Source organism: uncultured Rothia sp. (assembly GCF_963544205.1).
Classification (GTDB): Bacteria; Actinomycetota; Actinomycetes; order Actinomycetales; family Micrococcaceae; genus Rothia.
In genome coordinates this window covers 1-12,877 of sequence record NZ_CAUUDY010000017.1, presented here as the reverse complement: position 1 = coordinate 12,877, position 12,877 = coordinate 1, and the positions used below count along the sequence as shown (strand labels likewise).

Below are 12,877 nucleotides of genomic sequence, written 5' to 3'. Positions count from 1 at the left end.
ACCACTCGGCACACTACAGCAGCCACACAAAAGGCTAAGGAACCATCATGGAAGCAACACCGCGCGGGGCACGCATCGAGCTCAACAACTTCAGCTGGCACCACCCCGGCCGCCCAGAACCCGTCATCAGCGGACTCAACCTCACCATCAACCCCGGTGAAAAAGTCCTGCTACTGGGCACCTCCGGCGCCGGCAAATCGACGCTCCTGCACGCCATCGCCGGTGTGCTCCACGATGACGACGGCGAATCCGCCGGCGGCACCATCACCCTCAACGGCCAAGACCCCGCCGAAGCACGCGGCACCGCGGGCATGATGCAGCAGGACCCCGAATCCTCCATCGTCATGGCAACCGTCGGCAACGACGTAGCGTTCGGCCCCGAAAACCTGCGCGTACCCCGCGAAGAAATCTGGGGCCGCGTCACCGAAGCCCTCACCGCAGTAGGGCTCAACCACCTGCCCCTCGACCACCCCAGCAGCGCGCTGTCCGGCGGGCAGAAGCAGCGCCTCGGCCTGGCGGGCATCCTCTCGATGCACCCCGGCGCCATGATCCTCGACGAACCCACCGCCAACCTCGATCCCTCCGGCGTGCAGGAAGTCCGCGACAGTATCCTTACCGCTGCGGAGGCGACCGGCGCGACCCTGCTCGTCGTAGAACACCGCGTGAGCATCTGGGCGCCGCACATGGACCGCATTATCGTGCTTGGCGAAGGCGGCACCATCACCCACGACGGCGCACCCGACACCGTACTCAGCCAAGCCCGCCAAGAACTTATCGACGCGGGTGTGTGGGTACCCAACTACGTGCCGCGTGCACCGCAGACCGGCGACGCTGTAACCGGCGAGGCGCTACTTCGCGCCGAAAACCTCAGCATCACCCGCGCACAACCCACCCCCAAACAACGACGCGCACGCCGCCGCACCATCAAACGCCTCGGCGACACCCCCGCACCCGCACCCACCAACCTGCCCGTCCTACGCAGCGGCATCAACCTCACCCTGCACGCCGGCGAACACCTCAGCGTGCTCGGCCCCAACGGCGCCGGCAAATCAACCCTAGCCCTCACCCTCGCAGGGCTCCTCACCGCACCCGACGGCACCCTCACCGCCACCGACGCGCTGCGCAATCATGGTGGCGAGCCCGCCCACTGGGACGTGCCCACCTGGACCCCCGCCCAAATGCTCAGCCGCATCGGCTACGTCTTCCAAGAACCCGAATACCAATTCATCCGCGGCACCGTACGCGAAGAACTCGAACTCGGCCCCCGCCGACTCGCCGCACTCAACCGCGAACCCCTCAACGAAGACGAGCTCACCACACGCACCGACGAGCTGGCGGCCCGCCTGCGCCTCACCCACCTGCTCGACGCCAACCCCTTCACCCTCTCCGGCGGCGAAAAACGCAGGCTCTCCGTCGCCTCCGCGCTCGCCACCGCACCGCGAATCCTCATCCTCGACGAGCCCACCTTCGGCCAAGACGCACGAACCTGGGCCGAACTCGTCGACCTCATCCGCGAACTCCTCGCAGGCGGCACCGCCGTCATCTCCATCACCCACGACGAAGACTACACCGCCGCACTCGGCGGCAACCACATCACCCTCGAAGCCACCACAACCCCCGGAAAGGAGAACGCATGAACACCGACTTCTTCGGCACCATCGACCGAACCAGCTACTTCAGCACCCTCAACGCCGGCGTAAAACTCATCGTCTCCTTCACCCTCATCATCGCCGCACTCATCGTGCGCGACCCCCTCACCTCCGGAATCCTCTTCGCCCTCGAACTGCTCGGATTCATCCTCGTCGGATTCCGACCCGTCAACGTCCTCGCCCGCTTCTGGCCCATCCTCATCGCCGTCATCACCACCGGCTGGTCCGTCGCCATGCTCAGCGCCAAAAGCGGCACCACCATCCTCGACCTCGGCTTCAACACCATCACCACCGACTCCGCCGCCGTCGGCGCAGCCATGATGATCCGCTCCCTCGCCATGGTCCTACCCACCCTCGCATTCGTACTCACCACCGACCCGACTGACCTCGGCGACTCCCTCGCACAAACCTTCAAACTACCCTCCCGGTTCGTGCTCGCCACCGTCGCCGCTCTGCGCCTTGTCGGTATTCTCTTCGCTGAGTGGAACGCCCTCGGCCAGGCACGACGCGCCCGCGGACTCGGCGCCGGCCAGTCCCTCATCGGACGCGCCCAAACCTTTGGCGGGCAGAGCTTCGCCCTGCTGGTGCAGGCTATCCGCCGCGGTTCCCGCCTCGCCATCACCATGGAGGCGCGCGGCTTCGGCGCGGGCGAACGCACCTGGGCGCGCGTACCCTCCTATTCGCGCCGTGACGTGCACGTGAGCATTGCCGCCGCCGTTATCATTGCTGTTGCGTACGGTGCGTCTATTGCGGCGGGTACGATCCAGTTCCTCTGGGGCTAGTTCGTTCTTGCTGTAGTTCGTTCCGGCTCTGGTTCCGCTCGGGAGAGGGCATTCGCCCTCGTTCCTACAGGGAACCCGCCCTCGCTTCGCTTCGCTTCGGGCACCCTGATGTCGCTTCAGGAAGGTACAGGCACCTCCGCACTCAGTCTGCAGACAGCATAAAGGGACCGTATTATCCTCGCTCGGATAATACCGTCCCTTTTTATGCGTTTAGCTCTGCTCGGGAGGCGGCATTCGCCCTCGTTCCTACAGGGAACCCGCCCTCGCTTCGCTTCGGGCACCCTGATGTCACTACGGGCGATACCGTCTTCCCTCGCCGGTTAGGAATGCGAACGTACAATAAAACTATGTCTAGTACCGTAATTCTTCTGAACGAGCAGAACCCTCAGGGCATCTTCGTTGACCCGTCCGTGCCCCTCATCAGCGTTGATGATCAGGGCTTCACCCGCGGCGACGGCGTTTTCGAGACCATGCTGTCCGTCAACCGTCGCGTGCGTAAGCTCGGCATGCATCTGTCCCGCCTCGAATCGTCGGCGCGCATGCTGGACCTACCCGACCCGGAACCGGAGATTCTGCGTTCGGCGGTGGAGCGCCTCATGCGCGAGGCGACCGCCGGTGCCGAGACTGCGCTGGGTGAAGAGCATATCGTGAAGATTATTATTTCGCGCGGCCCCACCCAGGCGGTGACTTCCATGCAGCCGGGCCCGTACACGCTGATTATGGCGTCGCCGGTGCCTGCGTCCATCGTTAAGCGCCGCACCGAGGGTGTGAAGGCGATGCTGCTGCCGCGCGGTCACGAGCCGATGGATAACAGCGCCTACCCGTGGCTGCTGGCGGGCGCAAAGACCCTCTCCTATGCCGTGAACATGGCGGTTCTGCGGTACGTGCAGGAGCGCGGCGCGGATGACGCTATCTTCATCACCGACGAGCGTCGCGTGCTGGAGGGCGCCACTTCTTCGGTGCTGGTTGCCAAGATTGAGGACGGCAAGAAGGTGCTGTACACGCCCGAGCCGAGCCACGGCATCCTTCCCGGAACCACGCAGGGCGCGGTGTTCGAGGCGGCACGCCAGGCCGGTTGGGAGCTGGGTTTCGGCCCGCTCTACCCGCAGGATCTGTTTGAGTCGGACGGCGTGTGGTTGGCGTCGTCAGTGCGTCTGATTGCACCGGTGACTCACCTGAACGGTACGGCGCTGGCGCATGACCCAGAGCTGACCGCAACGCTGTTGAACTACCTGGCGCAGCAGAGCTAAACGCATACGAGAAGGGACGGCATTATCCGAGCGAGGATAATACCGTCCCTTTGTGCTGTCTGCAGACTGAGTGCGGAGGTGCCTGTACCTTCCTGAAGCGACATCAGGGTGCCCGAAGCGAAGCGAGGGCGGGTGCCCCTGTAGGAGCGAAGGAAGAGTACAAGCGCCTCCCTAACCACTACAACAAATACAGCAAAGCCCCAGATGCGCAACCCCTAGCGGGTCGCCCATCTGGGGCTTTAGCTATACACAACTCAGCAACAGGCTAGTGGCCCGCCGCCGCGCTATGACTTTCACCAGCGCCGTGACCCTCACCCGCGCTATGGTCCTTACCGTCAGCCGAGTAGTCCGAATCCTTACGCGGGGTCGTCCACAGCACCAGCGCCGCCAGAATCGCGAAACCCAGAATCGAGAAGCCCATCGGCAGGTACTCATGCTCACCGGCAATCGACACCAGCGGCGCCGCCAACGCACCCAACATTGCCTGAACCGTACCCATCACCGCCGAAGCACTACCCGCCATGTGGCGCGCCTCGTTCAACGCCAACGCCGACGCATTACCAAAAATCAGGCCGCACGAACTGGTCAGCAGGAACAGCAGAATCAGCGTCGGCACCAGCGAAATACCCATCAAGAAGCTGACCGTCAGCAGTGAAGACACCACGAGCAGGCTAATCACGCCAACGTTCACAATGCGGCGCTGCGCCACACGACCCACCAGCTTCGTCGCAATCGCACTGAACAGCACAATACCGAACGAGTTCACACCGAACACAATCGTGAACTCAGTCTCGGACAAGCCCAGAATCTTCTGCAACACAAACGTCGAACCGGAAATATACGAGAACAGCGCACCAAACGCGAAGCACATCGTCAGCATGAAACCCATGTAGCGGCGAATCTTGAAGACCTTCGGCAGCTCCGAGTACACGCTCAGGGCAGTGCCCTGGTAGCGTTCCTCCACCGGCAGGGTCTCCTTAATCACGAAGATCACGCCGAGCATCATGATCGCGGTAATCACGCCGAGCACATGGAAAATATCGCGCCAGCTACCCCACGACAGCACCCAGCCACCAAACAGCGGCGCAAGCACCGGCGCGAAGCCGTTAATCATCATCATGACACCCATGAGCTTAGCGGTCGCCAGGCCCTCAGTCGTATCAGCCACCATGGAACGCGCCAGCACCGCACCAATCGAACCGGTGAAGCCCATCATGAAACGCGCAAAAATCAGCAGCTCAATATTCGGCGCAAAACCACACGCCACCGTCGCAATGAAACAGATGACCGCACCAATCAGCAGCGGCTTGCGGCGGCCCGTCTTATCCGACAGCGGACCCACAACCAGCTGGCCGAGCGCCATACCCACCATGAACGCGCTCAACGTCAGGGACGCGTTCGTGCTGGTGGTGTTCAGGTCCTCCGCAACGGCAGGTAGCGCGGCAAGGTACATGTCCGTAGCGAGCGGCGCAATAGCGGTCAGCAACGCCAGAACAACAATGAAAAGGGGCGACAGCCCAAAAGAGGTCTTAATCGACTTCGAAGACATTAGTCTTAGTTTTTCTTTCTGCGTGACGCACGTGCAACGGAGCCTGCGGCTCTAAGGGGTGGATGCGGTGGTGCCGGATCCGGGGATGAGCTTGCGCAGGCCAGAAGCACAACCTTTTCACCCTAGCAGAATCGGGGGTGGCTTCGTAAGTTAAACGTTTGACATTTTTTCGGTGCGGGAGGGATGCTCCGTTTAGTTCCTTTGTGCTTGGTCGGCTTGCTGGTTGTCTTGCTTGTTGGTTGGCTTGGAAGGCGGCGCTCGCCCTCGTTCCTACAGGGGACCCGCCCTCGCAGAGCTCGGGCACCCTGATGTCACTACGGGCGATGCCGCCTGCCTGTGCAGGTACAGCAAAGGGACGGTGTTATCCACGCTCCTACAGGGGCACCCGTCCTCGCTTCGCTTCGGACACCCTGATGTCGCTTACGGATAACACCGCCCCTTCTCGACGGTTACCGCGTGCTCGCTACTGCGCCGCGCTGTCGTAGATGAAGTCCACGGTCGCGTAGTCCTCCGGGATTTCGGCGAGCAGCGCCTCCTCCTGCGCCGCCCAACGCTCCCAGTGCGGGCGGAACGTGTCACCGTCACGAGCCATGGCGCGTTCGTAACGCACCTCGTCCGGGGCGGTGGCGAGGATACGCACCTCGCAGGCGCCCGCAATCGCGCCGACACCCTCACAGATGATGACCTGCGTAGCCGCCGGGTCGACGGTGCGCGCCTCACCGGGTGCGCCCGCCTCCCAATCCCACGGGGTGTAGGTTCCGGCAAGGCCTTCGGTCAGCTGCACGGAGAGTGCATCCCACGCCTCCACGCCGTCGAAGAGGCCGTCCCAGCCGGGGTAGAAGTCGTCCAGGTGCAGCACGTGCACGCTGTGCCCGGCGGCGGTGAGCTCCTGCTCAAGTTGTGCGGCGAGGCTGGTCTTGCCGGTGCCGCTACGGCCGTCAATGCCGATAATCAGCGGGATCTGCGCGAAGTCGGCAAGGAACTGCGCACGGAACTCGGTGAATTCGGCGGTGTCCATATCGAAGTCGTTGCCGATGCCGTGCTCCAGACGCAGCATGTCTTTGCAGAGTTCCAGGATTTCGGCGGTGCCGGTGACGCGGCGGTTCTGGTTCAGGGGAATACGCTGACTCACTACGCGTCACCTTCCTGCTTGAGGTGGTTGATGAGGCCGCGTGCGGCGGCGTCAATGAGGCCGGTGGTGTACACGAAGTCGCGTTCGCTACCGTACCAGGGGTCGTAGATGCCAAGCTGGTCCAGGTGGGTAGTGGTGACCTTCGGGTCGAAGCTGCGCATCATACGGATTTTGACTTTGTCGTCCTCGTTGCGGGCGAGGGCTTTGAGGCGCAGGTAGTGGGGTGCGTCCATGGCGAGGATGAGGTCGTTACGGTCGAAGTCCTCGACAGTGAAGACGCTGGCGCGGTGCGCGGACGGGTCGATACCGCGGGTGGTGAGCTGCGCGGCGGCGCGCGGGTCGATGCGGTTGCCTTCTTCTTCGTTGCTGATACCGCTGGAGGTGACGGTGACGGGCACGCCGGCTTCTTGGGCGTGCTGGCGGATGAGGTATTCGCCGACGGGGGAGCGGCAGATGTTGCCGGTGCAGACAGTCATGATTCGGTACATGGTTCTAGTGTATCGGTGGGGTGCCGGAAGGTTGGGCGCGGCGGGTGATTGCGAGGGCTTTGCGGGCGGCGCTTTGGGCAGCACGGTGACGGGCGGATGCGCTCGCTGGCGGGTACTCGCGGAGGCACACTCGCGGAGGGCGCGCCAAGGCCCCGCCGACGAGGGGCCGGCGGGGCCTTTAGTTTACGGGAAGGTTGTATTCATTTTATAAAAAATTATATATTGCATATTAACGGGGGGGGTGGGTTTAATTTTAATAGTGTATTTTTGATTTTCCTCATCCCAGGAATCAGGGTCGAAAAGTATACAACCCTCGGGGATTCTGAATGTAATACCGTCGGGTGCATCAATTTGGATAGTATCAAAGGCTCCAGGGTATGAGTGGTCAATCCTGAAACTATAGTCATTGGGGTTAGGTTTGTACGAGAATCCAGCAGAATCGTTTTCTTCAACATTTTTTGCATTTGCGAATTCAGGGGACTCTTCAAAGCAAGAGTTATCGAAATTTACCCCCTTATGGAAAGTTGCTTTATTGAAATGTGTTTGCGCATTAAAAACTGACTTGTAAAATGATGTATTTCCGTGAAATTTGGCGCCATGAAACGATACATAGTTAACCTGGAAAATGCTTGAATCAAAGACCGCCGAATCGAAAAGTGCATCTTCATTAAAAGTCGCGTCACTGAAATCTGCATCTTTCTTGAAGAATGCTTCTGTGAAATCCACACTACCTCGGAATGTTGCATTTAAAAAATTTGCATTTTCTTCAAAGGACGCTCCAGTAAAGTTCGTGCCTCCGTAAAATTTGGACCCGCAAAAATTTGTAATTCCGTAGAAAATCGAATTGTTGAAGTTTGCATTTTCAAGATTTATATCATTTAAACTGTAAAATATGGGTGATCTTGTGAAGTTAAACTCAAATATGCTCCATTTGCCGGGCTTAACTTTATTACTGCCATTGCATTTGCTGGATCGTTTACTTATTTCGCTAAATATAACTTTACGTATCCTTTGTTCTGTATAAAGCGCAGCTCTTTCATTCGTAAATTTATCCCCAGATTCTTCAAAGGTCTCAGTATCTTCAATAAATATTCTTTTTTCTGCTAAAGAATATGGAGACTGAATATACGAGCAAAGACTATTAATAATAATCTGACCTTCTGCCATCCTGTCTGTTTCGTCGGGAGTAGTTTTGCTGTCAGTTAGCCACTCATCCACGAGCTTGACTAGAGTATAAATGCCACCAAGGCGAACAGCAGATTTGTCATCAGCTAGCTGTTCAATTGCTTTGGCATAGCGGCTACGACGTTCAGCTTTGACCTGCCGAGCATGGTCAAGATCGTTTTTGTCTTTTTCTTGCAGATTCTTGCGTCGGGTTTCCCAAAGAGTAAGCATTGCGAGAACACCACCAGTAGCTGCCAAAATGGCCTGACGGAGCGTCGCTACACTATCACCAGGTCTGAACGGTTCTGAGATGAGCAGGGGAAGACAGAAAGCGCAGAAAGATCCGATAATAGCTACCGAGATAAGGGCAGCATAAAACCAGTTTTTGCTCCACCAGCTGCGACGCTGGGAAGGTTCTTCGAGGCTCTCGCTCGGTTCGTTCATGTTTCTATCTCCTGCCTTCGCTGATAGGGCTACTCACCTTTTAGCATAGTGCATAGCCTCCTTCCTGAGAGCTGTCGGTGGTTAAAACGAAGGCCCCGCCGACGTGGGGTCGGCGGGGCCTTCTTTAGCGGTGAGCCTTATTCAGCAGGCTTTTCTTCCTTAGTGTCTGAATTTTCAAGAGGTTTTGCGGGTTCACTAACGTGAGTATATTCCTGCTTTTCTTCGTCCCAGGAGTCCGGGTCGAAGAGTACCGTTCCTTCGGGAATTATGAACTTTTCACCATTAAATTCAGAAACTCCAAGTTCGATTTTATGGGGACTGTGTGGCGAGGCTCTGAATATATAATTCTCTGGTTTAACCTTATTTGAGAATCGGGCTTCAGCTATGCGTTTTTCATTCGTATCTGCATTATATAATTCTCCGCTAAAAAATAGGGTATCTGCAAAATGTGTTTTATCAAAGTTTGTTTCTCCTGTAAATTGAGCGTCGAGAAAGTTCGTGAATCCATGGAAATAAGTCTGGGTGAAATCAGCTTTTCCGCCTAAGGATGCTTTGAGGAAATCTCCGTCTCCTAGGAACCGGGTGTGGGCGAAATTTGCAATTTCCGAAAAGTGTACCTGAGTGAATTGTCCTGCTTTATGAAAAGTTGTTTGACTGAAATTTGCATGTCCGTTGAAATCTGCCTGGCCGAAGCTTATGCTTTCCATAAACGTGGTGCGACTGAAATCTGCTTGTTTCGAAAATTTCGCACTGAAGAAGCTGCCATCTTCTTCAAAGTGAGAAGATGCGAAAGTGACGTTTCCCTCAAAATGTGAATAGGGAAAATAAGCTGAGTTTTTGAAATTTACTGACCGGAAGTTTGTTTCTCCGATAAATTTTGCTAGGTAGAAGTTTGCATCCCCATAAAATGTAGCCTTATAAAAATTAGGATTCTCAAATGTTAATGTGTCCAGGGGGTAGAATATTAATGCTTTAATAAAGCTGAAGTCGAAATTACTCCAGGTTCCAGGAATGACCCTCATTTCTTCATCTTCATTTATTTTACTTAGACGGGTACTCATTTCAGTAAAAATAGTTTGACGGACTTCTTGTTCTTCCCTGAATTTTGATTTATCGGCTATAAAATCACCGCTATATCCTTCTGGTTCTTTTTCATATTGAATTTCCTGTTCAAAATTTTCTCGTCTTTCGGCAAGAACAAAAGGCGAACGAATATAAGCACAGAGATTATTGATAATAACCTGACCTTCTTTTTGCTGTTCTTCTGGGCCGAGGGTGTCGTCAGTAAGCCATTCATCGACGAGGCCGACCAGGGTATAGATACCGCCCAGGCGGACAGTCGCTTTCTCATCAGCTAGCTGCTCTACAGCTTTGGTGTAGCGGCTACGGCGCTCCGCATGAACCTGGCGGATATGGTCACGTTCGTTCTTCTCAGAATCCTGTTCATTCTTCATGATGTCGGCATCAATTTTGAGGCGGTCACCCTGGTTCTTCCAGTTAGTCTGCAGAAGAGTCAGAACCGCAATAATGCCGCCTGTGACGTACAGCAGATGCAAGCGCAACTGATCTGAACTGCCGGAGCTCATGCCGCAGAGTAACCACAGCATCCAAGGCAGAAGAAGCGCAATCGCTCCGCCGCCCAGGCCAAAGCCAATGAGGAGCTTAGTAAAGTGCCGGATATACCATGGCTTCTCCTGATCTTTTGGGGTTACCGGGCTCTCTGGCGCGGATGATGCTTTATCGCTGGGCACTAGATTCTCCTGTCCTCTCTGATAGGAACGTTCACATTCCAGCATAGGGTAAAGCTGCTTGCCGTGAGTCGCGCCCGGTCATCAACGAGGGGTCAGCCTGCTTGAGCTACGCGGATGGTGCTTCTGCTGTCCGCGGCAGGCAGTGAGGAATGGAAGTTTTCAAAATGACCGACATTGTTTCTCACGGTGGGTGCAATGGCTACGTAATTAGTGTTGTCGTGTTGTTATGTCTTAAGAAATGCGCTACATTATTAGGTATACGGTCATAGGTGCAGGGCTTGTCCTTATGCATAATGACCATAAAATAAAAGTGGAGCCACCAGTGATGCTGGTAACATCACCAGTAGCCCCACTCGTAAATTTCTAGTAGAGATGGGAAATAAGCAACCCAAACATCTCTACGAGAGCAAGGAACAGAGTGGCTACATAGCTGCCCCGTTCAACGAGCATCCAGAAACGGTTCTCTTCCATAGGAGTTCACCTCCTCTCTATTTATTTATAAATGAGAGACAACGCGGAATTGCGTTGTCACTGCTGATTTTAGCAGATGACACACATTCCGCGGATTTTTGCTACCCAATTTAAGTTTGTTTATCTCAGACATGGCACAATGCCATAGGAAAGCGATAAACGAATCCGGGTAGATAAGATTCGAAAAACCCCGCTAGAGCCTACAGACTCAGCGGGGTTTTTCGCACCGTTTTTATTTTTCAACGCAGCAGCTCGGCGGTGTCCACCGAGCACGCAGAGGCCCCGCCACACTTCACGTGGCGGGGCCTCAAGATAATTACTGCGCAGGCTCACTCAGGCGCATGTATTCCTTCCGCCGTTCATCCCAAGAATCCGGATCAAAGAGCACCGCCCCGACCGGGATTCGGTAGCCCACGCCGTTCAGCCCGGCTGTACCCAGCGGAATAGGCTGGCTATCCTCGTACACCACGAAATTATGCGCTTCCTGACCGGCGGTCTCCGAACCGGTAGGCAGCGCAGCGAATCGTGCCCGGCGTATCTCGCCCGAGTCAGCATCCTCAACAGCGAAGACTGGCGGGCTCTTCACGAAAGACACATCGCAGAAATCTGTAGCACCCATAAAAGACGCTCCGTAGAACTCAGCGTCAGCCTCAAAAGTAGCCTCACTGAAATCTGCACCTTGGTCAAAAGCCGCCTCACTAAAGTCAGCGGTTTGCGTGAAAGTCGTCCACTTGAAGCGCGTGCTTTGCGCGAAAGCCGTCTCACTGAAGCGGGCGTTTTGGGTAAAAGTCGCTCCGCTAAAGTCTGCGGTCTGGCTGAATGCGGCCCCGATGAAGTGCGCGTTTTGAGCGAACACAGCCCAGCTGAAGTCTGCGTTCTGAGCAAAATTTGCTCCGCCAAAACTAGCATTCTGGATGAAAGCCGCCCCAGTGAAGTTCGCCTCATGAGCGAAGTTCGCCCCGCTAAAATGCGCCTTCTGCATGAACTTCACGCCGTCGAAATGCGCATTCTGAACGAAGGATGCTCCGCCGAAGTCAGCGTTATGGGTGAAGGTCGCGTGGCTGAAGTTCCCCTCGCCAGCGAAGGTCGCGTCACCGAACCCCACGATCTCTCCGAAGGTTGCGCGGCTGAAATCTACGGTTCCTACAAAAGCTGCCCCGCTGAAATCTGAACCGTTGCAGAACTTCGCCGCAGAGAAGTCGGCGTTCTCAATAGTCAGACCGTCGAGAGGGTAGAAGACGACCGCCCGGCTGAAATCGAACTCAAAGCCGCTCCATGCGCCGGGGACAACAGCCACCTCGCCCTTCTCGTTTTCGGCAAGGGTGCTGCTACGCTTGCTCATCTCAACGAAGACGCTGCGGCGAACATCCTGCTCACCACGAAAAGCCGCCAGATCCGTAGCGAAATCACCCACGTAGTTAGTGGGCGGCGTATCGGATTCAAAAGCTTCTGCCTTGAACGCCCGCGCGAACGGCGAACGAACATAAGCGCAGAGGGCATTGACGATGACCTGCCCCTCCTTCTTACGTGCCTCAACGCTGAGCTGCTCGTCAGCGAGCCACTCATCAACCAGACCCGCAAGCGTGCTGATGGCGCTCGCACGGACTGCCGGGTTCGGATACGCCAGCTGCTCAACTGCCTTGCTGTAACGGGTACGGCGCTCGGCGTGCACCCGCTGGGGGTGTTTCAGCTTTTTCTGGGCGTTCATGCGGTGGAACTCCCCAAGAAAGAGAACACCCAGCAGGGTGCCGGTGATGAAGAAAATGAACGGCTGAACCTCAAAATTGGCGATGTCAGTATCAAAGGTGAAAGGCATAAAACCCGCCGCGACAATGCCCAAGAGAGCGATAGCCCAAACCCAGGTGTGGAAGCTCGACAGCTTCCCTTTGAGGTTGCCGAACTGTGCGGCGAGCGGGAAAAGCAGAATGACGACTGCGCAAGCTATCAGCCAAGCCCACGCGGTGCTGGGGGCCAGATGCATGTGGTTCTCCTGTCATCGTTGAAAGGGGCGGGTCATACTCAGCATAAGGTAAAGCTGCTGGGCTTGGGCAGTTGCTGGTCAAAAGCAAGAGCCCCGCCAGCGCTGGATGCACGGGCGGGGTCTGTGTGTGTGTGGGGGGGGGGGGAGCTTCCCCGACGGCGGGGGGGGGGGGGCGAGGGGTTAATTTGGAGGCGCACTAACGCGGGGGTACGCCTG

9 protein-coding genes are annotated in these 12,877 nt (G+C 56.7%); 3 read left to right on the top strand and 6 right to left on the bottom strand.

Annotated elements, in window-relative coordinates:
* Positions 1-47: 47 nt before the first annotated feature.
* From RWZ58_RS07745 to RWZ58_RS07735, 3 genes are all read left to right on the top strand, one after another.
* Entirely contained in the window at positions 48-1,637 is a 1,590-nt protein-coding gene (locus RWZ58_RS07745) for an ATP-binding cassette domain-containing protein (protein ID WP_314658247.1), read from the top strand.
* Positions 1,634-2,431: an energy-coupling factor transporter transmembrane component T gene (locus tag RWZ58_RS07740; protein ID WP_314658246.1), complete on the top strand. Its 798-nt coding sequence runs from the start codon at positions 1,634-1,636 to the stop codon at positions 2,429-2,431. The genes RWZ58_RS07745 and RWZ58_RS07740 overlap by 4 nt, the downstream gene beginning before the upstream one ends.
* 347 nt (positions 2,432-2,778) lie before the next feature.
* The gene (locus RWZ58_RS07735) at positions 2,779-3,681 is read left to right on the top strand and encodes an aminotransferase class IV (protein WP_005509006.1); all 903 of its coding nucleotides are present in this window, start codon (positions 2,779-2,781) and stop codon (positions 3,679-3,681) included.
* Between the two features lie 265 nt (positions 3,682-3,946).
* On the opposite strand, the gene RWZ58_RS07730 is transcribed toward RWZ58_RS07735, so the two are convergent.
* The 6 genes from RWZ58_RS07730 to RWZ58_RS07705 form a co-directional block, all read right to left on the bottom strand.
* Positions 3,947-5,230: a multidrug effflux MFS transporter gene (locus tag RWZ58_RS07730; protein ID WP_314658245.1), complete on the bottom strand. Its 1,284-nt coding sequence runs from the start codon at positions 5,228-5,230 to the stop codon at positions 3,947-3,949.
* 463 nt (positions 5,231-5,693) lie between these two features.
* Complete coding sequence (locus tag RWZ58_RS07725; RefSeq protein WP_314658244.1) at positions 5,694-6,362, bottom strand: hypothetical protein; 669 nt, start codon at positions 6,360-6,362, stop codon at positions 5,694-5,696.
* Entirely contained in the window at positions 6,362-6,838 is a 477-nt protein-coding gene (locus RWZ58_RS07720) for a low molecular weight protein-tyrosine-phosphatase (protein WP_314658243.1), read from the bottom strand. Before RWZ58_RS07720 ends, RWZ58_RS07725 begins: the two co-directional genes overlap by 1 nt.
* A gap of 195 nt (positions 6,839-7,033) precedes the next feature.
* On the bottom strand, positions 7,034-8,458 hold the full coding sequence (locus RWZ58_RS07715) for a pentapeptide repeat-containing protein (protein ID WP_314658242.1): 1,425 nt from the start codon (positions 8,456-8,458) through the stop codon (positions 7,034-7,036).
* Positions 8,459-8,595: 137 nt separating this feature from the next.
* Complete coding sequence (locus tag RWZ58_RS07710) at positions 8,596-10,209, bottom strand: pentapeptide repeat-containing protein (RefSeq protein ID WP_314658241.1); 1,614 nt, start codon at positions 10,207-10,209, stop codon at positions 8,596-8,598.
* A gap of 787 nt (positions 10,210-10,996) precedes the next feature.
* Positions 10,997-12,661, bottom strand: coding sequence for a pentapeptide repeat-containing protein (locus tag RWZ58_RS07705; RefSeq protein WP_314658240.1), 1,665 nt, complete (start codon positions 12,659-12,661; stop codon positions 10,997-10,999).
* Positions 12,662-12,877: the final 216 nt, after the last annotated feature.

What these genes read in the sequence shown, in the direction of transcription:
- RWZ58_RS07745 (WP_314658247.1), top strand. Translation starts at nt 48, where the DNA reads ATGGAAGCAACACCGCGCGGGGCACGCATCGAGCTCAACAACTTCAGC.
- RWZ58_RS07740 (WP_314658246.1), top strand. Translation starts at nt 1,634, where the DNA reads ATGAACACCGACTTCTTCGGCACCATCGACCGAACCAGCTACTTCAGC.
- RWZ58_RS07735 (WP_005509006.1), top strand. Translation starts at nt 2,779, where the DNA reads ATGTCTAGTACCGTAATTCTTCTGAACGAGCAGAACCCTCAGGGCATC.
- RWZ58_RS07730 (WP_314658245.1), bottom strand. Translation starts at nt 5,230, where the DNA reads ATGTCTTCGAAGTCGATTAAGACCTCTTTTGGGCTGTCGCCCCTTTTC.
- RWZ58_RS07720 (WP_314658243.1), bottom strand. Translation starts at nt 6,838, where the DNA reads ATGACTGTCTGCACCGGCAACATCTGCCGCTCCCCCGTCGGCGAATAC.
- RWZ58_RS07715 (WP_314658242.1), bottom strand. Translation starts at nt 8,458, where the DNA reads ATGAACGAACCGAGCGAGAGCCTCGAAGAACCTTCCCAGCGTCGCAGC.
- RWZ58_RS07705 (WP_314658240.1), bottom strand. Translation starts at nt 12,661, where the DNA reads ATGCATCTGGCCCCCAGCACCGCGTGGGCTTGGCTGATAGCTTGCGCA.